We start from the raw sequence: 19,559 nt of genomic DNA on the forward strand, positions 1-19,559 counted from the left end.
GGCGGCCGAAAAGGAAAAATAATGAGTCTGCCTGCAGAAAGCCTGATTGCTTATACGCTGGATAAAATGAATGCCCGCCTTGCGGCCAGTCCCCGGCGGGATGATGGCAGGATACGTAACGGCCTGCTGTTTACTGGAAATGTGCATGATTCCATTCCCCGCCGGCTGTTGCTCGACACGCGGTTGTCACCACTGGACAAGATGGGCTGGATGATGATCCGGCTGTATGCACAAAATAATGAGGGGGCGGTTTTCCCCAGCTATGACGAACTGCAGCTGCAGCTTGCCTCACCCGGAAAGGGGAAAGCCTCAAGGGAAACGGTAAGCCGCGTCCTGCTTATGCTGCGAATAACCGGCTGGCTCAGCCTCTGTAAACGCGTGCGGGATGATAAAGGGCGGGTGCGGGGGAATATCTATGCTCAGCACGATGAGCCCCTGACGTTCAGCGATGCGGAAATGCTCGACCCCCGCTTCCTTGATACGGTGGCGGATGCCTGCCTGAGTAAAAACCGGACTATCAGCCAGACCGCCCGCGAAGTGCTCGACGATATAAAAAACGACCCCACCATGCGCCATTATCGCAGCCATCTTGCGCTGATCGAATCGCGTCTGGACCGCCCACAGACGCCCAGCCAGATGGCGAAACATCATCACCGAATACCCTGTCCCGCACCGGGTTCGGAAACCGAACTCAGTCATAAACGGCCAGGAATCGCCGCTAAAAAACAGGGTTCGGATACCGAACTCAGTCCAGAAAGGCATAACAACTCACTAAGTTCGGAATCCGTACTGCCAGTAAAAACAGTCAGTTATGGCCGGGTTCGGAAACCGAACCATTACGTACGTAGTATCACACACAGTGTGAATAAAAATACGTACGTACCGGGTAAACCTGTGCTTCCCGACAGTCTGCATGAACTTGTTCCGGCAGAAGATATTGCCATGCTGACCGCACAGCTGCAGGCGTTGCCTGAGGAGCAGGCACAACTTGTGCTGCTCAGCCTGCAAAAGGTGATGGCACGCCAGCAGCTCAGCAACCCGGTAGGCTGGTTGCTGGCCGTGATGAAGAAAGCGCGTGAGGGCAGGTTATACGCGCCCCGTCAGGGTGGCGATATATCTGACAGTGTCGGGCAAAAAACAGTTCAGCGTCCCGAACAGCAACAATGGAAACCCGAACCACGCGCCTCTGCCCGCCCGGTATCGGAGGAAAATATCAGGGATCTGGTGAAGAAAATTCGGGAAAAAATCATAAATTCATGAGATTGCAGATTTTTACAGGCAGCGGCGCATGAAGTCTTGCACTTTTGTCAGCAAAAATGCTGGCTAAAAAGTGAGCGCTGTTGCCAGTGGCAACACTGACTAAAAAGTAAGCACTGTTGCCAGTGGCAACAGTGCTTAAAAGCCAGGCAATATTTCTTCGCCATAAAAGAGATGAAGGTCCTGCAAATTTGTAATGGTGACGATCTGATTTTAAGTTGTTCATATACCCCTCTCGCCCGGACTATCTCAAGCGTGTCAAAACTCATTACCCACTAAAGAGAGGCGTTAGACATGTCTGATGGTAAAACAAAGGGCGGAACGACCGCTTCACGAGCGGGGGCCCTACAGTCCTCTGTTAATATCCTGCTCCATACACATTATGCAATCCGGCTTTGGGAGGGCAGGAAACGTGATGCTCCGGACGATACAGGGGTGAAAAAAAAGAGGCCTGAAATAATCAGCATGCCGCAAGCCATTGCGCGAGCTGGTAATGCTTCCCGAGACTCAGCGGCAGATAATCCCTATGCCGATATGGCTCTGGTACGGCTCGAAGAAGCCCTGCAACGAGCAACACTTAAAATTAATGAAAACTTCAGTTCACTGGATGCCATATTGTCAGCCGTACCCAAAGGGGTAACGCTCTCGGAAGTTGAATCAGCCGATCCGTTAAATGTCAGCGTTTTCAGCCGTTCACCGTTAGGATACCGGTGCGTATGGCTTCTGGTTGGATATGATCAGTTAGCAATGAAAGCTTTCCAGGCTTTTCATTACGGGCTGATTTCGCGTTCGCAACGTGACACTATCCTGGACAATGGTGGCCATGCTGTTCGTCAGGTCTATGGCGTGATTCAGCCTTACCGAACACTTGCAGTGACTCGCCGTGATATTGCAGAAAAAACCACGCAAGGGCTTGTTGCCATTGAGCGAAATGGCGAACCTGATCCGGATGTGTTAAGCGGTAAAAAACGCTCTTCGTTCTCACCTCCGCTTAAAAACAACATAGCAGAGGAGGAATAATATGATTCGTCCTGTGTTCCTCCTCACCTCCTTCTTTTTACTGAGCGGATGCGCAACAACGGACTGGGCTGCGATTAATAAACAGGTCAGTGACACAGCCGCAAACCTGACAAAAACGTTGGGCGGCAACAGCAGCGGAGAAAGTGGCGGGATGCCGCTGATGAGCCCGGCAGGGCAACAGGCCATGCAGTCCGTCGATAAAACGTTCTCCGTGCCGGTCGATGTGGATACGGCAGCGGCCCGCTTAAAGCGGCACTATAAATTCATTTCCACGCAGGAGCTTGAGTCCATGCGCCAGGCAGCAAATGACGGGGACTGGAAAGCGGCGGCTGAAGATGATGCGCATCCCGTCTGGGACGCCATGCCGGGCAGCTACTACAAAATGGGCTCCGACTGGAACGGACGTGATCACCTGGATATCGAAATCGAAAAAAACGGGTCCGGCAGCAGGCTCTATGTTGTCTATCGCTCATCATCATCACAGCGCCTGGCCCGGTCCGGCGTCACGAAACTGATGAATGATGTCCGCGCTGTTGCGGCGGGTGAAAAAAGCTGATGCGGGAGGCAACACATGCAACTCTTTCTGTGTGAAAAACCCTCCCAGGCAAAGGATATTGCCCGCGTGCTGGGCATCAGCAAGCGTGAGCAGGGATTTATCAGCGGCGGTAACATCGTTGTGACCTGGGCGGTCGGCCATTTACTCGAAACTGCCAGCCCTGAAGCCTATGGCGAGCAGTATGGCAGGCCGTGGCGTGCCGATGTTCTGCCTGTGCTGCCTGAGGCCTGGAAAATGGTCGTCAAGGAGCAGACAAAATCGCAGTTCACTGTTATCAGTAAGCTGCTCAAAAAGGCCTCTGAGGTGGTCATCGCCACCGATGCCGACCGCGAGGGCGAGGTGATCGCGCGTGAGCTGCTGGAATACTGCCGCTACAGTGGCGCGGTACGCCGGCTCTGGTTGTCAGCCCTGGATGAGGCCAGTGTGAAGGAAGCACTGGGCAATATTCTTCCCGGAGAAAAAACAGCCCTGCTGTACGATGCCGGCAAGGGCCGGAGCCAGGCTGACTGGCTCATCGGTATGAACCTGACCCGCCTTTATACTCTCAAGGCCCGTGACTCAGGGGTGTCAGAAGTGCTGTCCGTCGGGCGGGTACAGACGCCGACGCTTGCCATGGTGGTTAACCGGGATAATGAAATTACGTCCTTCGTGCCAAAGCCCTGGTGGCAGGTACATGCGCTTATTGAAAAAGAGGGCGTCCGGTTCCGGGCTGGCTGGGTGCCCGTTGAGCAGTACTGTGATGAGGAAAAGCGTTGCATCAATCCTCAGGCTGCCCGGGCGGTGGGACAGCTGTGTCAGCAGCAGGGCAGGGCTGCGGTACTGGAGGTGACACAGAAGCGGGAGAAAACGGCGGCACCCCTCTGTTTTGACCTGGGCACCCTTCAGCAGGTCTGTTCCCGAAAATTCGGCATGGGCGCAAATGATGTGCTCGCCATTGCTCAGTCACTTTACGAAACCCACAAAGCGACCACCTACCCCCGTACAGACTGCGGTTTTCTGCCAACTTCCATGCAGCAGGAAATATCCGACGTGCTGGCGGCAGTGGCGAAATCCGATCCGGCTGTGGCCCCGGTACTGAATCAGCTGGACAGGCAGTTTGTCTCGCGTGTCTGGAATGACAAAAAAATCACCGCGCACCATGCCATCATTCCCACCCGACAGGCATTTGATTTGTCACGCCTCAGCGCCGATGAGCTGAAGGTCTACCAGCTGATTCGCCAGCATTATTTCGCCCAGTTCCTTCCGCTGCAGGAATCTGACGTGACGGAGGCCTCTTTCAATATCGGTGGACAGCTGTTCCGTACACGCGGGAAAGTCGGTGTGGTGACGGGCTGGAAGTCATTGTTCCTGGCTGAAAAAGATGACGATGAAGAGGACGTCGACGGTGACAGTATGGCGCTGCCGGCGCTGGCAAAAGGGGATATTTGCGCTGTCACCGGTTCTGAGGTTAAGGATATGAAAACCAGTCCGCCCAAACCGTTCACGGAGGGGACGCTGATTGCTGCCATGAAGAACGCGGCCAGTTTCGTCAGTGACCCGAAGCTGAAGAAAGTGCTGCGTGATAACGCCGGTCTGGGCACAGAGGCGACGCGTGCGGCCGTGCTTGAAACCCTCTTCAAACGACACTATCTGGAGAAAAAAGGGAAGCACATCCACTCAACGCAGATGGCCCGGGAGCTGATTGCGGCCCTGCCGGAAACGCTGACGAGCCCGGGCATGACCGCATTATGGGAGCAGGCACTGGATGATATTTCGCAGGGGAAAATGTCGCTTGCGGTCTTTATGCAAAAGCAGCTGCAGTGGACCCGTCACCTTGTCGAAAAAGGCCGCCAGGACAGTGTGAAAATTACTGCTCCCGTCACGCCTCCCTGCCCGTTATGCAAAGGACCCCCGCGTAAACGTAAAGGTAAAAATGGTGATTTTGGGGGGTGCATACGCTATCCGGACTGTGAGGGAATTATCAGTACAGGTAAGAAGAAAGCAGCGAAGCGTAAAAAAACATCGGTTAAGGCTAAAACAGAATAATCCGCGCAGTATTGAACTATTTCACTGTACAACCCCGGGCCGGGTTCTGCTATTGTTGCCAGGCTTTGATGCATAGGTGCCCCGCTGGCCACGGTGCTGTAAGGTAAACTTTAACGGGATTTACCCCCAGCAGGCCTGGCAGGAAGTTATTGCACACTAACTGACCTGTAAGACGCATGCACTCCGTGAAAACCGCGTCGGGATTATTCCCCGGAGACAGATGAGACGACCGCAGGTTAAGGCACTGACCCCAGGGCACCGGAAACGGTGCCCTTTTATTTTTACGGATCACGTTTTCCATTTTGACCGTTGACATTCAGGGAGGACGGTTTAATTATAAAAGTGCTAAACCGTCGTTCATACGACCACCAATGATTCAGTAGCCTGTGAGAATCGCCTTCGGGTGGCTACAGCGAAAGCTCCTGTAACCTGAAAGGGAGCAAACTTTGGTACATCTGCGCACCTTTGAAAGCAGATATCGCCTGTACAAGCGCATTACGACGCGGCGATGAAGGTTCCTTCAACATACCAGACTCTCAGGATTCAACCGATCCTGACCCCCGACGGGAAACCACTCCCGTCAGGGCAGATGGTTTCTCCGTCGTACCTATTTTTACCTCCATGGAGAAAACATCATGTCTGCAAACAATACTTCTGCATCTGCAAAATCTGAGTACTTCAACCTGACTATTAAAGGCATCGGGTATCTCAGCAACATCCGCCAGGTTAACCATCAGAATGGCTCGTTCCTCAGCTGCGTAATCAATGCACTGAGCGGTCCGACTGACAATCCGGCCTACGTCCGTTTTGACATTTCTGTCGCAGGTAAAGAGGCTACCAGCCTTATCGCCCGCTGCCAGAAAGCCGTCGATGAAGACAAAAAAGTCCTGCTGGGCTTTAACCTGAGTAATCCGTCCACGGACATATTTACGCTGAACAAGGGCGAGCATGCCGGCGAACAGCGTGTCAGTCTGAAAGCCCGCCTGATAAAGGTGGACTGGATCAAAATAGGCCAGGACATGGTCTACAAGACTGAAAAATCTGACTCCGTGCCGCCGCAGAATGGCTCTGCCGCACAACAAAACTACGCAGAAAACTCATTCTGATGCGCACCTGACACACCCCGTTCGCGGGGTGTTTCTTTATTCTTTACAGGAGAAATGATTATGTCCTCACGCGGCGTTAACAAGGTGATTCTTGTCGGTAATCTCGGCCAGGATCCTGAAGTGCGTTATATTCCCAATGGCAGTGCAGTTGCCACCCTTTCTCTGGCCACGTCTGAGAGCTGGCGTGATAAGCAGTCCGGTGAACAGAAAGAAGTGACCGAATGGCACCGGGTGGTTATTTTCGGCAAGCTGGCAGAAATTGCGGGTGAATATCTGCGCAAAGGCTCCCAGGTTTACATCGAGGGCCAGCTGCGCACACGCAAATGGACCGATCAGTCTGGCCAGGAGAAATACATCACAGAGGTGGTGGTAAACATTGGTGGCACCATGCAGATGCTTGGCGGTCGCCAGTCCGGCAGCGGTCAGAATACGTCTTCCCGGAATGACTGGGGCCAGCCTCAGCAACCTTCCGGACCGACTCACAGTGGCCAGGCTTCCGGCAGCAGTGCCGGTGCGCCACCGATGGACTTCGATGACGATATACCGTTCATTGGATTCGGGTATGGAGTACCAAAATCGGCAATCCATGCACTCTGAACAGCCTTTATGGCAGTTGCTCTGAACTTACACATAATCCGGTCAGCATTTAAGGATAACTGACATGCCTGTTATACTGAGGATCAACGGTTTCCGGTTCTTTTTTTATTCTAATGAAGGTAACCCGCTCGAACCTGCACACATTCACGTAATGAAAGCAGGTAGTGAAGCCAAATTCTGGTTAACGCCATCAGTGGCTCTGGCCAGTAACGATGGGTTTAATTCACGGGTATTAAAAGAACTGACGGGGATCGTTGAAGATAACCAAGCATTGTTTCTGGAGGCCTGGAATGACTATTTCAGCTAAACGGGTCAGCTTCGATGAGGCCACGATGTGGGTTGAACTCAACGACGCCCGTACCATCGGTGTGCCGCTGGCATGGTTTCCACGCCTGTTGCATGCTTCAACTGAACAGCTTAACAGCTATGAACTGAGTCCCCGTGGTATCCACTGGGACGCGCTGGACGAAGACATTTCTATTGCGGGGTTGCTTGAAGGCCGCGGCGATGTGACCCATCGTCCCCATAAAGTAGCCTGACAGCGCGCTATTAGTGAAAAACGCTGGCTTTTGCCGGCGTTTTTTTTCATCAACGGAAAATCAGTTGTTAATTGAGTGAAACCGGACTGATTCCGCACAGTGAGGGCTGTTTTATCACTGTACAGGAAAATTCCGGATGAAACGTAACACCTCTCACAACATATTTTCACCAGGCAGGCTTGCCACTGTTCTTCCCCTGCTGCTCCTTGCGGGCTGTGTTTCCCAGCCGCAAAAGTTGCAGCAACGTGAGCCTGCGGACCCGACACCCGGCACCACCGTCACCCGCAACGTTCAGCCGGTCTCTCCGGACGAGTATGCGCGGACGCCGGAAGTGGTGCGCTACGATCGTTATCTGCTGGTCAGTACCGATCCGCAGGCGGCCCAGCGTGACCCTCTCTCGCAAATTATTGATATTCGCATCCCGTCATCCCTGCATCCTACTGTGGCGGATGCGCTGCGTTACGCCCTGCGCCAGTCCGGTTATTCCCTGTGCGCGACCGGCTCCGCCAACGGCGTGCTTTACCGCCAGGCATTGCCGGCCGTCCAGTACCAGCTGGGCCCGATGCGCCTGCGTACTGCCCTGCAGGTCCTGGCCGGTCCGGCCTGGCAGCTTGAGGTGGATGATGTACAGCGTGTGGTCTGCCACAGCCTGCGCGACGGCTACCAGCTGCCGGTCTCCCAGCTTCCGCCGCCGGTCAGCACCTGGTCCACGCCTGCGCCGTCCGCCGTGTCACAACCGGCCATCAGCGCCCCTCAGTCAGTACCCGTTAAACCTGTCAGCGGAGGGTTTCTGAGAAAATGAGCGAACAGCAACCATTCCATACTGACCCCGCTCCGGCCCGTAAAAGATTCAGCTGGCGTCCCCGCCGCCGCCTCATCTGGGGCGCTGCCAGCGGTGTGGCGCTGGCCGGCATTCTGGCGCTGGGCTACACCGCCTTCAGTCTGGGCATATCGAACCTTGATGAACGCCTTGCACGCCTTGAATCTCAGGGCAGTACAGCGGCCACTGTTGAGACAGTCGCGGCCCTGCAGTCAGATGTGACCACGCTCAAAACCGGCCTGCAGGATACCCGGAAAAAACTTGGCGAGATGCAGCAGGAGCTGAGCGCAGCAGCGAAACAGGCCGGCAGCGACGACGCCGTGCGTCAGTCATTGCGAACCCTTCAGGACGCCCAGCAGGGGCTGGAAACCCGCCTGAGTGCGCTGACTGAGCAGCTGACAGCGCTGAAATCACAGCCGGCACCCGCACCCGCCGCACCTGTCGCCTCACCGGTAAAAAAAAACGAGCCTGCTGCAAAAAAGCCCCGTCCCGCTGACACACGTCGTTCTGCTCCATCCCTTCGCGTGGCCCGCACTGCGCCTTTTGTGCTGACGGGAGTGGAGAAGCGGGGGGCAGAGTCCTGGGCTGCCATCGCGCCCCGGGGCTACAGCAACCTGTCGCAGGTGGCCCTGGTCGGAGAGGGTGAAACCGTGTCCGGCTGGACGCTGGTCAGTGCCGGTTATGGTGAGGCGACGTTTCGGGTTAACGGCCGCCAGACCGTGCTCAGAGCAGAATAACGGAGCGAATGATGAAACTGAAACATACCTTTTTAGCCGCCATGCTGCTGAGTCCCCTGACCCTGGCCGCGACCACATCAGGACAGATGGATGTCAGCCGACAGGAATCAACACAACGGGCGGACTCCGCACAGCAAAACCTGCAGCAGCAGGCCGGTCAGTGGGGACTCAGTGCCGACGATTATCAGCGTTATCAGCAGCTGATGAAGGGACCCCGGGGTACCCAGTCGCCGGGTCTCGATCCGCTTTCCACCCTCGGTATCGAGGCGCAGACGCCGGCAGAGCGCCGTAAGTTTGCTGAAAAGTGGGTGAAGGAAGAGTTTGCCCGCACCCAGAAAGAGCTTGATTTCCAGCGTGAGGTGAACGCGGCCTGGCAGCGCCTGTATCCGGGCACACTGCCGGTCAATATGGGGAACGCCTCCGGCGTGGCGCACGACAGTGGCGGCCGGCTGGCGCTGTTCGTCAGGTCAAAAGACTGCGCAACCTGCGACGCGAAACTGTCTGCCGTGCTGGCTGACAACCGGCCGGTGGACATCTATCTGGTCGACAGCCAGGGCAGTGATGATGCGCTTCGCAGCTGGGCGCGGGACCATCACATTCCCGTGGAAAAGGTCCGCAAGCGCCAGATCACGCTTAACCACGACGGCGGCCGGTGGATGCGCTTTGGTAACGGCCTGATGCCGGTTTTACTGCAGCAGGCGGGAGACGGTAAATGGGCAATCGCAGCATTCTGACCGGCGCACTGGCGCTGGGCTTACTGATGGCGGCCGTCCCTGACGGCCATGCTGACCAGACGGTGCCGGAGGGTTACGTCCGCGTGGCCATGGCGCACGGCGTGCCCCCCGAAGCGCTTTACTCGGTATCACTGAGCGAGTCTTCGCGCAAACTTCCCCGCGGAATACGGCCATGGCCCTGGACCATCAATGTGGCAGGCAAAGGGTATCGCTATGAGACGCGCCTGCAGGCCTGGCAGGCGCTGCAGGTCTTTATGAAGAGTCACCCGCTTAAGCGCATCGATGTCGGTATTGCCCAGGTCAATCTGGGCTGGAACGGTCATCATTTTGCCTCGACGTGGGATGCGTTTGACCCTTACACCAACCTGAACGCCGCCGCCACCATTCTGCGTGAGTGCTGGGCGCGTAAGCCAGGCAGCTGGCTGGATGCGGCCGGCTGCTACCACCATCCCGCAGGTGGTCAGCCTGCTGCACGTTACCGCGCCATTGTGAGAGGGCATCTGGCAAAAATCAGCCCTGCACCCCGCATTTCTGCGCCGGCAGCTGAAGCGCCCCGCTCGGTTGCTGCGCTCACCCCCGATCCAGGCTTCGTCTGGACTGAACCCGGGAGATAACCCTGATGAAAACGCTGTCCTTACTGCTGTTTACCCTCCTTCCCCTGACCGGCCATGCTGAACTGAATGTGATTGCTGATCTGGGCGGTGAAGATGCTGCGCCGTATTTTGAGGCCGTTAATAAACAGCCCGGCATGCCCGGCGTCAGTGACGTACAGCCTTCACGCCAGCCGGACCACGGTGTTCCGCTGGCTGACGGGATGGCGGGTATGTTACCCGTTAACACACCTGAACTGAGCCCGGGGAATACAGCAGACCGGCCGCTGCAGTTGCCCGGCATCGGGGCGTTGTTTCTGATCGGGGATGATGCTCTGTCCCGTGAATGGCTGAAAGCCAATGCCGGCGCGCTGGCTGAACAGCATGCGGCCGGGATGATAGTCAACGTCACAGACATGGATACCGTGCGCGAGCTGCGCGAACTGGCACCCGGTGTCAGCCTGGCCCCGGCTTCCGGCAGCGAGCTGGCCCGTCGCCTGCAGATTGAGCATTATCCGGTACTCATCACCGATACCGGCCTGACGCAGCAGTTTAAGCCGTAATGAGCACGCCAGATATCAACGGTCTGCTGATGGCACACCCTTATGGGGCGGTCATACTGATAGTCCTTTTCCTGGTGGTGATGGCCTTTCTGAACCTGCGCTGGCGTGAGAAAGCCAGCACCCGCCGTCACCGGCGATACCGGGCAACGGCGGGGCGGGTACTGAATAAACTGACCCTCCTGCCGGGAGACGGGCAGCGTCTGACCTATCTGCGCAAAATCAGCCCCTATGTCTTTGAAGAGCTGTTGCTGTCTGCCTTTGAACGTCAGGGGCTAACCGTGGTGCGCAATGCCTCCTACAGCGGTGACGGCGGCCTTGATGGCCAGGTCATCATCGACGGCGAGCACTGGCTTATCCAGGCCAAACGGTACAGTCGTGCTGTTTCCCCCGCACATGTTGAGGACTTCGACCGACTTCTCCTGCACTCCGGCCGCCGGGGGCTCTTTATCCACACGGGCCGTACCGGAAAAATGAGCCGCACCCTTCATATGGCGTCACCGCGCCTGCGCATCATCAGCGGGCAACGCCTGCTGGCCATTCTCGCCGGGCAGGACGTCCGGCAGTATCTCTGAGGAATCTTTTATGCACATCATCCTGAACAGCCTGCGCTACGCTTTGTGGCTTGTGTTCTGTTTATTCCGTCATGCCGTTTTCGTGCCTGCCGCTTTCGGCGGTGTCTGCCTGCTCGCCTGGCTTGTTTTCGGCCATCCGGTCAGTGACCTGAACGACCAGTTGCAGAAGGAGGCAACGGCATGGCGCACCGCGCCGCCCGGACATTACATGTGGGAGGAATGCCCGGTGCCTGATAATGCGGCTCCGCCTGAGGCAAAGCCGGCAGCCTGTACCGTCACTGCCGTCTCCACAGAAACCGCGGCGAACAATTACCTGCTGTCATTGCGGGCCGTATGGATCATTTTTTTCATCCTGTCGAATGTTCTGTATGTGCTCTGGCGCTTACTGGCGGATGCCCTGCGTTACCACTCCCTTTCCTGCAGGGAAGCCGGTGCCGGGAGGGGAACGTATATCCGTATGGCCGACGGTAAAATTATAAAGGAGGCAGACGATGAGTAACCGTTACGTCATTGAGGCCCTGCTGCGTCCGGCCGTTGAGCTGAATACCGCCGTGGTATCGGGCATGGCGGCGTATGTCTGTGTGCAGGCACCCTGGGCTGTCGCTCTGGCTCCGACTGTCAGCTATGTCACCGCAGCCGGGTTTGCGGCGCTGGCCGTCACCCGCACGCATCAGGGGATGAAGATTATTCGCTACCGCCGGAATCTCCGCCGCCTGACGCGCTATGTCATGAGTACTAAACAGATCCCCGTCAGTCATCGTCGCCTGTTTCTAGGCCGGGGGTTCCGCTGGACGCAAAAACACACCCAGCGGCTGCAGGATACGCTGCGCCCTGAAGTGGCCCGTTACCTGCAGCCAAACCGCTTTTACCTGGGGGCGCGTCAGCTCGAAATGATGACAGAGCACCGTCTGCCCTGGCTGGGTAAGCTGCTGAGTGCCGATACGCCGCTGAACCCGGTGCGGCCGTTACCACCGGTGGGCGGCAATCCGGCGCTGCACGGCATCGAGCCCGACGAAAAAGACGTCACCCTGGCTCTGGGGGAGCGCGTTGGCCATACGGTGGTGTACGGCACCACGCGCGTCGGGAAGACCCGGCTGGCAGAGCTGCTAGTCACCCAGGATATCCGGCGGGGTGAAGTCACCATCGTGTTTGATCCGAAAGGCGACGCAGACCTGATGAAACGCGTCTGGGCAGAGGCCCACCGGGCCGGACGCGGGGACGAGCTGTATATTTTTCATCTTGGCTGGCCTGAAATTTCAGCCCGTTATAATGCCGTCGGGCGTTTTGGTCGCGTGTCAGAGGTGGCGTCCCGCGTGGCCGGTCAGCTGTCGGGTGAGGGGAACAGCGCGGCATTCCGCGAATTTGCCTGGCGGTTCGTCAACATCATCGCCCGTGCGCTGGTCGCCCTGGGTGAGCGCCCTGACTACACGCTGATCATGCGCTACGTGAACAATATCGCCGATCTCTATATCCGCTATGCGGAAAAAATCATCCAGGCGCAGCTGCCGGCTCTGCAGACGCAGATTGAGAATAATCAGCAGGTGCTGGGAGAGGACGACGTGCCCCGTAACATGCAGGGTCAGCCGGATGCCTTACGTATCTGGGCCATTGAGGTTGCCCTGAGTTCAGAAGAGGGTAAAAAACTCTATGATCCCATCCTTGACGGGCTGCGGTCAGCGGTACGTTATGACCGTACTTACTTTGACAAAATCGTGGCGTCGCTGCTGCCGCTGCTGGAAAAACTGACCACCGGCAAGACCGCCGAGCTGCTGTCGCCGGATTATCAGGACATTGACGACACGCGGCCGATTTTTGACTGGGAACAGATCATCCGTAAAAAAGCCGTGGTGTATGTGGGGCTCGATGCGCTCAGTGACAGTGAAGTGGCGAGCGCGGTCGGTAACTCCATGTTCGCCGATCTGGTGAGTGTGGCCGGGCACATTTATAAACACGGTATCAATGCTGGCCTGCCGGGCGGGAAAGAAGGGAAGTCCCTGATTAACCTGCACTGCGATGAGTTTAACGAGCTGATGGGGGATGAGTTTATTCCTCTCATCAACAAAGGGGGCGGTGCCGGCATGCAGGTGACAGCCTATACCCAGACGTCTTCTGATATTGAGGCACGCATCGGGAATGCGGCCAAGACGGCCCAGGTACAGGGTAACTTTAACAACCTGATTATGCTGCGCGTCAGGGAGAACCGCACCGCCGAGCTGCTGACCACGCAGCTGCCGCAGGTGGAGATTTACACCAAAACGCTGGTCTCCGGGCACCAGGACACGGCGGATGTCAATGCAGACCAGGACTTCACCTCAAGCACCCAGGACCGCGTCGGGACGGTAAAAGTCCCGCTGCTGGAGCCGGCCGATATCGTGACGCTGCCAAAAGGGCAGGCGTTTGCCCTGCTGGAAGGCGGGCAACTGTGGAAAATCCGCATGCCGCTGCCTGCCGGGGATGCTGATGATGTGCTGATGCCGGAAAGTATTGAGAAAATAGCGGAGGAGATGCGGCGCAGCTATCACAGCGGCGAATCCTGGTGGCGGGACGGTCCGGCCCTGAACGTGCCGGTCACAGGAGGGGCGAATGGCTGAGGTAAAACGTCCCCCACAGCAGCAGACGCTGCCGGAACGCAAGCACGGCATTCTGTATAATCTGCTCTGGGGCTGGCCATGGGCCCTGGTGGGCGTGGTGCTGTCCTCGCTGCTGCTGAGCCTGCTGATTGAATATATCGGCATCGCCTTCTTCTGGCCGGAAGCCGGGGCGGCGCACAGTGAAGCGGTCATGAACACCGAGCTGGGGTGGCTGTCCACAGAGTTCACCCGCAGCCTGCTGCTGTCTGAACCATCGGTGACGGTTGTGCGCTGGGTGAGCACCGCCTATCAGTGGGCCTTTGTGGACAGTGGCTTCCTGGACTGGGTCCGGCAGCAGTATGCACACCAGATGCACAGTGACAATGCCGTCACCCGGGAAATCAACAGCTGGAGCGGCTGGCTTGCCGGCTACCTGCGTGAATACCTGCTGGCCACGGTATGGATCAGCATTATCACCCTGGTACGCGTCACCATCCTGGTGCTGTCCGTGCCGTTGTTTGTGCTGGTCGTGGTGGTGGCGCTGGTTGAGGGGCTGGGGCGGCGTGATCTGCGGCGGTACGGCGCGGGGTATGAAAGTTCGTTTGTCTATCATCATGCCAAGAAGCTGGTCAAACCGGCCGCTGTGGTGCCCGCCATGCTGTACCTTTCCTGGCCCACGGCAGTCTACCCCAATCTGCTGTTGTTGCCGGCGGCTGTTCTGCTGGGGATCGCCGTAACGGTGACCACTGCGTCGTTCAAGAAGTATCTTTAAATCAGGGCTGGACGGAGGCGTGCAAAACTTGTTTTGCGCGCCTGCCGTCAGCAGACAAGCCATGAAACGACCGTTACTGGCGCGTCAGTGTCAGTTATTAAATACCGTCAGTTCTGTCACTTTGAAGCTGTCTGGCTTGTTGGTTATGCTGTCGTAGGGGGCCTGTAGCTTCCATTGCTGACCCGGCTCCAGATTTTCAGCCATCGCTGCCGTATTTCCTATTACTGCCCCATTCTGAAGCAAGTTGAATTTGACAATTACAGTCTTCACAGGCCCACCTGACACGTTTGTTCCCGTGCCTTCAATTTGCTGCAAACCATTTGCTGCTGTGGCGAAATGCAGGTCTGAAAGTTGGACTTTGCCAGTACCGTCGGCCGCAAGAACAGGGCCGGTAATCAGTGCAGTGATTAACGTGGCCTTCAGAACAGTCTTCATCATTTTCATTTTCCCTCTGTTTACCGTTGAGTTTTCTTAATATCACAATGAACCTTTATTTACAGCTAAACCTGCCACCGGCACAGACCTGCAATTAATTTTGAAATTCCTGTTTAGGGTTTATCGCTGACCCGACGCTCCCTCTTCCGCATCCTGTCCGCACCCCTTAATCCTTCTGGAGGTGCGTATGAACTCACATCGTCCGGCCATGCGGCGCAACCGTCGTGTCCCGGGCATCACTGGCCTGGTATTGCTGACCTTTCTGGCATCAGCTGCTGCACAGGCATCCGAGAAAGACGAGCTTGCGTCTGTTCAGCGTCAGCTGGACCAGGTTCAGGCGTCGCTTGAACGGGCCCGCGTGGCGGTTGCACAGGCCGACCCGGCTGACCGTGGCCGCTTTTTCTTTGATTACCGTCAGGCCACATCCGATCTCAACACCATCCGCAGCGGCATTGACCGCTATCTGGAGCCCTCCCGCGCGCAACCGCGTGACCCGTCTTTTGTGGCCGGTAATTACCGGCGGGAGCGGCCCTGATGCCCATGACATCCGAACAAACGAACGCGTTTAAAGCCGGCTCCGGCAGTCTTGATGTGAACATCCTTCATCTGCTCTGCATCGGGGCACTGCTGGCGTTTCTTTTTTTATGGGCCGCGTGGGCGCTGTCGGATGTCTGGACCGGCTGGAGTAACACCAAAGTGCGTGACGCGGCCCTGGGGCGTTTTGCCGTCCGCACCGTGCTGCTGTTGCTTGTGTGTATCTGGATGTTTGCCAGTTAACTCATTCAAAACGTTAAGTCAGGAGATGAATCCCATGCACCATTCTGAGTCTGTTGTTGCCCGCCTGCGCCGTTTCGGCAGTCGTACGCTGACCCGCGCCGGTACGCTTGCCCTGCTGGGCTGGCTCACCTGCAAACCGGCCTTTGCGGATTTGCCAAGCGTTGAAGCGCCTGAGTCCGGAGGCGGAAGCGGGCTGTCGGGACAAATCAAGGGCTACCTGCAGGACGGCATTGTTATCGGGGGGCTGGTCGTGGCGGCCGTTGCCTTTATCAACGTTGCCATTGCCGCCCTGCACACCTTCACCGAAGTCCGCAATGAGAAAGCCACCTGGACCAAATTCGGGGCCATTGTGGTGGTGGGTGTGGTGCTGCTGGTTGCCGTTATCTGGCTGCTCGGCAAGTCTGCCGACATTCTGTTGTAGGAGCCTGCGACGATGCAGACCATTCGTTTTTTACCTGACCGTCTCAACAGTGAGCCCGTGGTGTTTCGCGGGTTTACCACCCATGAGATGGGGCTGGCAGCCCTTGCCGGCGCGGGTGCGGGTCTGCTCCTGTCACTGCCGTTTATCCCGCTTGCCGGCTGGGTTGTTGTTCCCACCGGCCTGCTGGTCATGCCGCTGCTGCTCGTCTGGTTCGGCGGCCGCTGGATGGCCAGGCTCAAGCGCGGTAAGCCTGAGAACTGGCTCTGGCAGCGACTGGAGACGAAAAAACGCCGGCTGGGGATGGGCAATCCGAAACTGATAGTGGATGCCCGGGGCTGGTCAGTGAAACGTAACAGGAGAGCCTCATGAGCCGTTTTCGCCATGCGGTAAAAGACCGCGACCAGCATATTCAGACGCTGCGCATCGCCTGCGCCGTGCTCGCCTTTTTCCTTTTATTCACCTGTGCCGGCTGGATGCTGGCGCCCAGCAAGCTGACCGTGCATAACCCGCCGGATTTACGTACCGGCAGCACGCGGCCCTGGTGGGAAGTGCCACCCCCGACGGTCTACTCCTTTGCGTTCTACATTTTTCAGCAGCTCAATGCCTGGCCGAAAAACGGCGAGGTGGATTATTCCGGCAAAATCAATGCGCTGTCGCCGTATCTGACGCCGTCCTGTCAGGATTTCCTGAAAGCGGATGCAAAGAAACGCGGTGACGCCGGGGAGCTCACCGACCGCGTGCGCGTGGTGTATGAAGTGCCCGGTCGCGGTTACCAGTCACAGAGCGTGACCGTACAGGATCGCGATCACTGGATTGCCCGCCTGGACGTGGTGGCCGACGAATATTTCCATGCCGAGCCGGTCAAACGCGCCCTGGTACGTTACCCGCTTAAAGTGGTGCGCTGGGAAGGTGATGCGGAGCGCAACCCGTTCGGTCTGGCGCTGGACTGTTATGCCGGTGTGCCCCAGCGTCTGGAGGCGGCACCGCCTGCACCTAAACCGGAGAAGTCAGGAGTGTTTCAGTGATGAGTAAAAACCCCCACTACCGCGCCGGGCTGATGGCGCTGTCCTTCGCCCTGCTGCCCCTGGCAATGCTGGTATCACGTCCTGCCGGCGCAGATGAGCTGATGAAATGGGAGCGTATTCCGCTGCAGATCCCCCTGAAGGTGGGGCAGGAGCGGGTGGTCTTTGTGGACAAAAACGTCCGCGTCGGTTTTCCGCCGGCGCTTAACGGTAAACTCCGGGTGCAGAGCACCGGGGGAGCCGTCTACCTGAAAGCCGACAGCGCCTTTCCGCAGACGCGGGTGCAGCTGCAGGATGTGGAAAGCGGCGAGGTTCTGCTGTTTGATATCGCCGCCGGTGAAAAAGGGCCGACTGAGCCGGTGCGGCTGGTCTACAGCGGTGATGTCAGCACGCTGAGTCACGCCGGCGATGCGGCCGGTCAGCCAGGTGGTGCAGACCGGGCTGCTTCCGGATCAGGCTCATCTGCTCCCACCGGCAGCGATGATGGTACTCAGGCAAAGCGTAAAAAAATCCGCTACAGCGCCCCCATCCCGGTGCTGCTGACCCGCTATGCCGCTCAGAGCCTTTATGCTCCGGCACGTACGGTCGAGGCGGTCCCGGGTATTCATCCGGTCAATCCTCATCTGCCCCGACGTGTCAGCACGCTGTATCCCTCTGAACCATTAACGGTCACGCCGCTGGCTGGCTGGGGTGTGGCAAACCGCAGCGTGGTGGCACTCAGGCTCACGAACACCGGCAGCCGTAAGGTCGTTCTGGATCCACGCTCGCTGCAGGGACAGTTTGTGTCCGCCACCTTCCAGCACCGCTGGGTCGGTCCTGCCGGCACGCCGGAAGACACCACCACGGTGTATGTGGTGACCGCCGGTCGTCCGGAGAGCGCATTTATTGCTGAGCCGTCTGCGCTGCGTAAAGCGGCCCGCACGGTAAAACAGGAGGCCCGCCATGCAGATTAAATCTAATGCCCTGGTGAAAATTATCGTGCCGGCCGTGGTGATTGCCGGGCTGGCCGTGGGGCTCAAAAGCTGCAAAAACGAACCGGCAGAACAATCTCAGGCAAAACAAAGCGGCGGCCCCCTGCATAATCTCTCGCCGGATGAACTGAAGGCGCTGGGTGTGGAAGGCGACACGCCGGAGGACACCCTGCGCACGCTTATCGGCCGGCTGAACGATGTGCGTGACCGCCAGAAAACGCTGGATAAGCAGAACGCGGATTTGGTGAAAGAAAACGAGCGGTTGCGCCGACGCAATCAGGACGTTTCAGGACAGGTGAATGAGGCCGTTAATGGTCTGCGCGAGCAGTACGACAAGCGGCAGGCGCAGCTTCAGAACGAACAACTGAGCCTGACGGCGAAAATCCAGGAGCTGACCGACAAACTCAAAAAGCCTGACACCGAGAAAAAAACGGCGGACAGCGATATCCCGCTGGGGCTGGGCCTGGACGGCATGGGCAGCAGTACCGGGGGGGCGGCTTCTCAGGGCAGCGACGGCATGATGTGGGTCGCGCCGACGGACCAGAAAGAGACGGACCCGCGGGACGCGGCCAGCGGCAAGGCATCTCCTCAGTTCCCGACTTCTTTTCTGGGTGAAAATGAGCTGACCCGACAGAAAGCGGCCTATGAGGAGAAAGTGAAGGGACGTACGAATGAAAAAGGGGCGGAAGAGAGCGCAGAGCCGGTTTACACGCTGCCGGAAAATTCCACGCTGGTCGGCAGCCGCGCCATGACGGCACTGCTTGGCCGTGTGCCCATCAACGGCACCGTGACCGATCCTTATCCGTTTAAGGTGCTTATCGGTAAGGATAACCTGACGGCGAACGGCATCGAGTTACCGGACGTCGAAGGGGCGATTGTTTCCGGGACGGCCAGCGGAGACTGGACACTGTCCTGTGTGCGCGGGCAGGTTAACAGCGTCACCTTTGTCTTTTCCGACGGTACGGTACGCACCCTCCCCAGACCCGACGCCAGTAACAACGCCAGCGGGCAAAATAATAACGCTCAGGCTAAACAGGATACCGGCACCAGTGGCGGTATCGGCTGGATTTCGGATGAAAACGGGATCCCGTGCATTGGCGGCGAACGTAAGTCCAATGCCTCCACCTATCTGCCCACCATTTTTGGCCTGTCGGCTGCCGGTGCGGCGGGTGAAGCGATGAGCCAGGGGCAGTACACCACACAGAATAACGTGAATGGCATTTCCGCCACCATGACCGGCGACGCCGGACAGGCGGCGCTGGGGAAAGCCATTTCCGGCGGCATGTCTGAAACCACCGACTGGATCAAACAGCGTTACGGGATGACGTTTGATGCCATTTATGTGCCGCCTGGTGCCCGTCTCGCCGTGCATATCACCCGTCAGCTGGCCATTGATTATGAAGATAAGGGCCGTAAGGTGCGCTACGACTTCACCCTGCCGGGTGGCATCAGTGACAACGGCGGACTGGACTGAG

26 protein-coding genes are annotated in these 19,559 nt (G+C 57.6%); 24 read left to right on the plus strand and 2 right to left on the minus strand.

Annotation, left to right across the window (positions count from 1 at the left end):
* Nucleotides 1-21 precede the first annotated feature (21 nt).
* Nucleotides 22-1,260: an STY4528 family pathogenicity island replication protein gene (locus tag HV318_RS15485; protein ID WP_016807978.1), complete on the plus strand. Its 1,239-nt coding sequence runs from the start codon at nt 22-24 to the stop codon at nt 1,258-1,260.
* Here the strand turns inward: HV318_RS15485 and HV318_RS15490 are convergent.
* Complete coding sequence (locus tag HV318_RS15490; protein WP_134892789.1) at nt 1,247-1,483, minus strand: hypothetical protein; 237 nt, start codon at nt 1,481-1,483, stop codon at nt 1,247-1,249. The genes HV318_RS15485 and HV318_RS15490 overlap by 14 nt on opposite strands.
* 68 nt (nt 1,484-1,551) lie before the next feature.
* On the opposite strand from HV318_RS15490, the gene HV318_RS15495 reads away from it, so the two are divergent.
* From HV318_RS15495 to HV318_RS15570, 16 genes are all read left to right on the plus strand, one after another.
* The gene (locus HV318_RS15495) at nt 1,552-2,277 is read left to right on the plus strand and encodes a PFL_4669 family integrating conjugative element protein (RefSeq protein WP_016807977.1); all 726 of its coding nucleotides are present in this window, start codon (nt 1,552-1,554) and stop codon (nt 2,275-2,277) included.
* A 1-nt stretch (nt 2,278) separates the two neighbouring features.
* Complete coding sequence (locus HV318_RS15500) at nt 2,279-2,833, plus strand: hypothetical protein (protein ID WP_016807976.1); 555 nt, start codon at nt 2,279-2,281, stop codon at nt 2,831-2,833.
* A 15-nt stretch (nt 2,834-2,848) separates the two neighbouring features.
* Complete coding sequence (locus tag HV318_RS15505; protein WP_016807975.1) at nt 2,849-4,858, plus strand: DNA topoisomerase III; 2,010 nt, start codon at nt 2,849-2,851, stop codon at nt 4,856-4,858.
* A gap of 635 nt (nt 4,859-5,493) precedes the next feature.
* On the plus strand, nt 5,494-5,964 hold the full coding sequence (locus tag HV318_RS15510; RefSeq protein ID WP_016807974.1) for an STY4534 family ICE replication protein: 471 nt from the start codon (nt 5,494-5,496) through the stop codon (nt 5,962-5,964).
* Nucleotides 5,965-6,024: 60 nt separating this feature from the next.
* A complete protein-coding gene (locus HV318_RS15515; protein WP_016807973.1) occupies nt 6,025-6,561 on the plus strand; it encodes a single-stranded DNA-binding protein in 537 nt (178 codons plus the stop codon).
* Between the two features lie 64 nt (nt 6,562-6,625).
* Entirely contained in the window at nt 6,626-6,868 is a 243-nt protein-coding gene (locus HV318_RS15520; protein ID WP_016807972.1) for a DUF4160 domain-containing protein, read from the plus strand.
* Entirely contained in the window at nt 6,852-7,100 is a 249-nt protein-coding gene (locus HV318_RS15525; RefSeq protein WP_004115558.1) for a DUF2442 domain-containing protein, read from the plus strand. Before HV318_RS15520 ends, HV318_RS15525 begins: the two co-directional genes overlap by 17 nt.
* Before the next feature lie 136 nt (nt 7,101-7,236).
* On the plus strand, nt 7,237-7,902 hold the full coding sequence (pilL2, locus tag HV318_RS15530) for a PFGI-1 class ICE element type IV pilus protein PilL2 (protein ID WP_016807971.1): 666 nt from the start codon (nt 7,237-7,239) through the stop codon (nt 7,900-7,902).
* Nucleotides 7,899-8,657: a hypothetical protein gene (locus tag HV318_RS15535; protein ID WP_016807970.1), complete on the plus strand. Its 759-nt coding sequence runs from the start codon at nt 7,899-7,901 to the stop codon at nt 8,655-8,657. The genes pilL2 and HV318_RS15535 overlap by 4 nt, the downstream gene beginning before the upstream one ends.
* A gap of 11 nt (nt 8,658-8,668) precedes the next feature.
* On the plus strand, nt 8,669-9,391 hold the full coding sequence (locus HV318_RS15540) for a TIGR03759 family integrating conjugative element protein (protein ID WP_016807969.1): 723 nt from the start codon (nt 8,669-8,671) through the stop codon (nt 9,389-9,391).
* Nucleotides 9,370-10,005 carry a lysozyme family protein gene (locus HV318_RS15545; protein ID WP_088221852.1) on the plus strand — a complete coding sequence of 212 codons (636 nt, stop codon included), beginning with the start codon at nt 9,370-9,372 and terminating at the stop codon, nt 10,003-10,005. Before HV318_RS15540 ends, HV318_RS15545 begins: the two co-directional genes overlap by 22 nt.
* A 5-nt stretch (nt 10,006-10,010) precedes the next feature.
* Complete coding sequence (locus HV318_RS15550) at nt 10,011-10,544, plus strand: integrating conjugative element protein (protein WP_016807967.1); 534 nt, start codon at nt 10,011-10,013, stop codon at nt 10,542-10,544.
* Nucleotides 10,544-11,116: a restriction endonuclease gene (locus HV318_RS15555; protein ID WP_017145109.1), complete on the plus strand. Its 573-nt coding sequence runs from the start codon at nt 10,544-10,546 to the stop codon at nt 11,114-11,116. The genes HV318_RS15550 and HV318_RS15555 overlap by 1 nt, the downstream gene beginning before the upstream one ends.
* A 10-nt stretch (nt 11,117-11,126) precedes the next feature.
* A complete protein-coding gene (locus HV318_RS15560) occupies nt 11,127-11,615 on the plus strand; it encodes a hypothetical protein (protein WP_016808264.1) in 489 nt (162 codons plus the stop codon).
* Nucleotides 11,608-13,707, plus strand: coding sequence for a type IV conjugative transfer system coupling protein TraD (gene traD, locus HV318_RS15565; RefSeq protein ID WP_016808263.1), 2,100 nt, complete (start codon nt 11,608-11,610; stop codon nt 13,705-13,707). Before HV318_RS15560 ends, traD begins: the two co-directional genes overlap by 8 nt.
* Entirely contained in the window at nt 13,700-14,458 is a 759-nt protein-coding gene (locus tag HV318_RS15570; protein ID WP_006785966.1) for a TIGR03747 family integrating conjugative element membrane protein, read from the plus strand. Before traD ends, HV318_RS15570 begins: the two co-directional genes overlap by 8 nt.
* Before the next feature lie 90 nt (nt 14,459-14,548).
* Here the strand turns inward: HV318_RS15570 and HV318_RS15575 are convergent, their stop codons facing one another.
* On the minus strand, nt 14,549-14,896 hold the full coding sequence (locus tag HV318_RS15575) for an FxLYD domain-containing protein (protein WP_016808262.1): 348 nt from the start codon (nt 14,894-14,896) through the stop codon (nt 14,549-14,551).
* A 184-nt stretch (nt 14,897-15,080) separates the two neighbouring features.
* On the opposite strand from HV318_RS15575, the gene HV318_RS15580 reads away from it, so the two are divergent.
* Genes HV318_RS15580 through HV318_RS15610 form a run of 7 tightly spaced genes read left to right on the plus strand, consistent with a single transcriptional unit; the run spans nt 15,081 to nt 19,558 of the window.
* Nucleotides 15,081-15,428: an integrative conjugative element protein, RAQPRD family gene (locus HV318_RS15580; RefSeq protein WP_016808261.1), complete on the plus strand. Its 348-nt coding sequence runs from the start codon at nt 15,081-15,083 to the stop codon at nt 15,426-15,428.
* On the plus strand, nt 15,428-15,670 hold the full coding sequence (locus HV318_RS15585; protein WP_003029734.1) for a TIGR03758 family integrating conjugative element protein: 243 nt from the start codon (nt 15,428-15,430) through the stop codon (nt 15,668-15,670). The genes HV318_RS15580 and HV318_RS15585 overlap by 1 nt, the downstream gene beginning before the upstream one ends.
* Before the next feature lie 34 nt (nt 15,671-15,704).
* Complete coding sequence (locus HV318_RS15590) at nt 15,705-16,091, plus strand: TIGR03745 family integrating conjugative element membrane protein (RefSeq protein ID WP_016808260.1); 387 nt, start codon at nt 15,705-15,707, stop codon at nt 16,089-16,091.
* Nucleotides 16,092-16,103: 12 nt separating this feature from the next.
* On the plus strand, nt 16,104-16,460 hold the full coding sequence (locus HV318_RS15595; protein WP_004115534.1) for a TIGR03750 family conjugal transfer protein: 357 nt from the start codon (nt 16,104-16,106) through the stop codon (nt 16,458-16,460).
* Nucleotides 16,457-17,116 carry a PFL_4703 family integrating conjugative element protein gene (locus HV318_RS15600; protein WP_016808259.1) on the plus strand — a complete coding sequence of 220 codons (660 nt, stop codon included), beginning with the start codon at nt 16,457-16,459 and terminating at the stop codon, nt 17,114-17,116. Before HV318_RS15595 ends, HV318_RS15600 begins: the two co-directional genes overlap by 4 nt.
* Nucleotides 17,116-18,066, plus strand: a complete 951-nt coding sequence (locus HV318_RS15605) for a TIGR03749 family integrating conjugative element protein (RefSeq protein WP_016808258.1) — start codon at nt 17,116-17,118, stop codon at nt 18,064-18,066. The genes HV318_RS15600 and HV318_RS15605 overlap by 1 nt, the downstream gene beginning before the upstream one ends.
* Nucleotides 18,056-19,558 (plus strand): TIGR03752 family integrating conjugative element protein, encoded by a 1,503-nt coding sequence (locus HV318_RS15610; RefSeq protein ID WP_016808257.1) that lies wholly within the window; start codon nt 18,056-18,058, stop codon nt 19,556-19,558. Before HV318_RS15605 ends, HV318_RS15610 begins: the two co-directional genes overlap by 11 nt.
* Nucleotide 19,559: the final 1 nt, after the last annotated feature.

Origin of the sequence: Enterobacter sp. RHBSTW-00901, assembly GCF_014103115.1 — a bacterium.
In the GTDB taxonomy this organism is placed as follows: Bacteria; Pseudomonadota; Gammaproteobacteria; order Enterobacterales; family Enterobacteriaceae; genus Enterobacter; species Enterobacter cloacae_P.

Coding starts and splice junctions, on each gene's coding strand:
- HV318_RS15610 (WP_016808257.1), top strand. CDS start 18,056: ATGCAGATTAAATCTAATGCCCTGGTGAAAATTATCGTGCCGGCCGTG.
- HV318_RS15485 (WP_016807978.1), top strand. CDS start 22: ATGAGTCTGCCTGCAGAAAGCCTGATTGCTTATACGCTGGATAAAATG.
- HV318_RS15500 (WP_016807976.1), top strand. CDS start 2,279: ATGATTCGTCCTGTGTTCCTCCTCACCTCCTTCTTTTTACTGAGCGGA.
- HV318_RS15585 (WP_003029734.1), top strand. CDS start 15,428: ATGCCCATGACATCCGAACAAACGAACGCGTTTAAAGCCGGCTCCGGC.
- HV318_RS15560 (WP_016808264.1), top strand. CDS start 11,127: ATGCACATCATCCTGAACAGCCTGCGCTACGCTTTGTGGCTTGTGTTC.
- HV318_RS15600 (WP_016808259.1), top strand. CDS start 16,457: ATGAGCCGTTTTCGCCATGCGGTAAAAGACCGCGACCAGCATATTCAG.
- HV318_RS15495 (WP_016807977.1), top strand. CDS start 1,552: ATGTCTGATGGTAAAACAAAGGGCGGAACGACCGCTTCACGAGCGGGG.
- HV318_RS15605 (WP_016808258.1), top strand. CDS start 17,116: ATGAGTAAAAACCCCCACTACCGCGCCGGGCTGATGGCGCTGTCCTTC.
- HV318_RS15550 (WP_016807967.1), top strand. CDS start 10,011: ATGAAAACGCTGTCCTTACTGCTGTTTACCCTCCTTCCCCTGACCGGC.
- pilL2 (WP_016807971.1), top strand. CDS start 7,237: ATGAAACGTAACACCTCTCACAACATATTTTCACCAGGCAGGCTTGCC.
- HV318_RS15580 (WP_016808261.1), top strand. CDS start 15,081: ATGAACTCACATCGTCCGGCCATGCGGCGCAACCGTCGTGTCCCGGGC.
- HV318_RS15540 (WP_016807969.1), top strand. CDS start 8,669: ATGAAACTGAAACATACCTTTTTAGCCGCCATGCTGCTGAGTCCCCTG.
- HV318_RS15520 (WP_016807972.1), top strand. CDS start 6,626: ATGCCTGTTATACTGAGGATCAACGGTTTCCGGTTCTTTTTTTATTCT.
- traD (WP_016808263.1), top strand. CDS start 11,608: ATGAGTAACCGTTACGTCATTGAGGCCCTGCTGCGTCCGGCCGTTGAG.
- HV318_RS15525 (WP_004115558.1), top strand. CDS start 6,852: ATGACTATTTCAGCTAAACGGGTCAGCTTCGATGAGGCCACGATGTGG.
- HV318_RS15490 (WP_134892789.1), bottom strand. CDS start 1,483: ATGAACAACTTAAAATCAGATCGTCACCATTACAAATTTGCAGGACCT.
- HV318_RS15555 (WP_017145109.1), top strand. CDS start 10,544: ATGAGCACGCCAGATATCAACGGTCTGCTGATGGCACACCCTTATGGG.
- HV318_RS15535 (WP_016807970.1), top strand. CDS start 7,899: ATGAGCGAACAGCAACCATTCCATACTGACCCCGCTCCGGCCCGTAAA.
- HV318_RS15590 (WP_016808260.1), top strand. CDS start 15,705: ATGCACCATTCTGAGTCTGTTGTTGCCCGCCTGCGCCGTTTCGGCAGT.
- HV318_RS15545 (WP_088221852.1), top strand. CDS start 9,370: ATGGGCAATCGCAGCATTCTGACCGGCGCACTGGCGCTGGGCTTACTG.
- HV318_RS15570 (WP_006785966.1), top strand. CDS start 13,700: ATGGCTGAGGTAAAACGTCCCCCACAGCAGCAGACGCTGCCGGAACGC.
- HV318_RS15595 (WP_004115534.1), top strand. CDS start 16,104: ATGCAGACCATTCGTTTTTTACCTGACCGTCTCAACAGTGAGCCCGTG.
- HV318_RS15515 (WP_016807973.1), top strand. CDS start 6,025: ATGTCCTCACGCGGCGTTAACAAGGTGATTCTTGTCGGTAATCTCGGC.
- HV318_RS15510 (WP_016807974.1), top strand. CDS start 5,494: ATGTCTGCAAACAATACTTCTGCATCTGCAAAATCTGAGTACTTCAAC.
- HV318_RS15505 (WP_016807975.1), top strand. CDS start 2,849: ATGCAACTCTTTCTGTGTGAAAAACCCTCCCAGGCAAAGGATATTGCC.
- HV318_RS15575 (WP_016808262.1), bottom strand. CDS start 14,896: ATGATGAAGACTGTTCTGAAGGCCACGTTAATCACTGCACTGATTACC.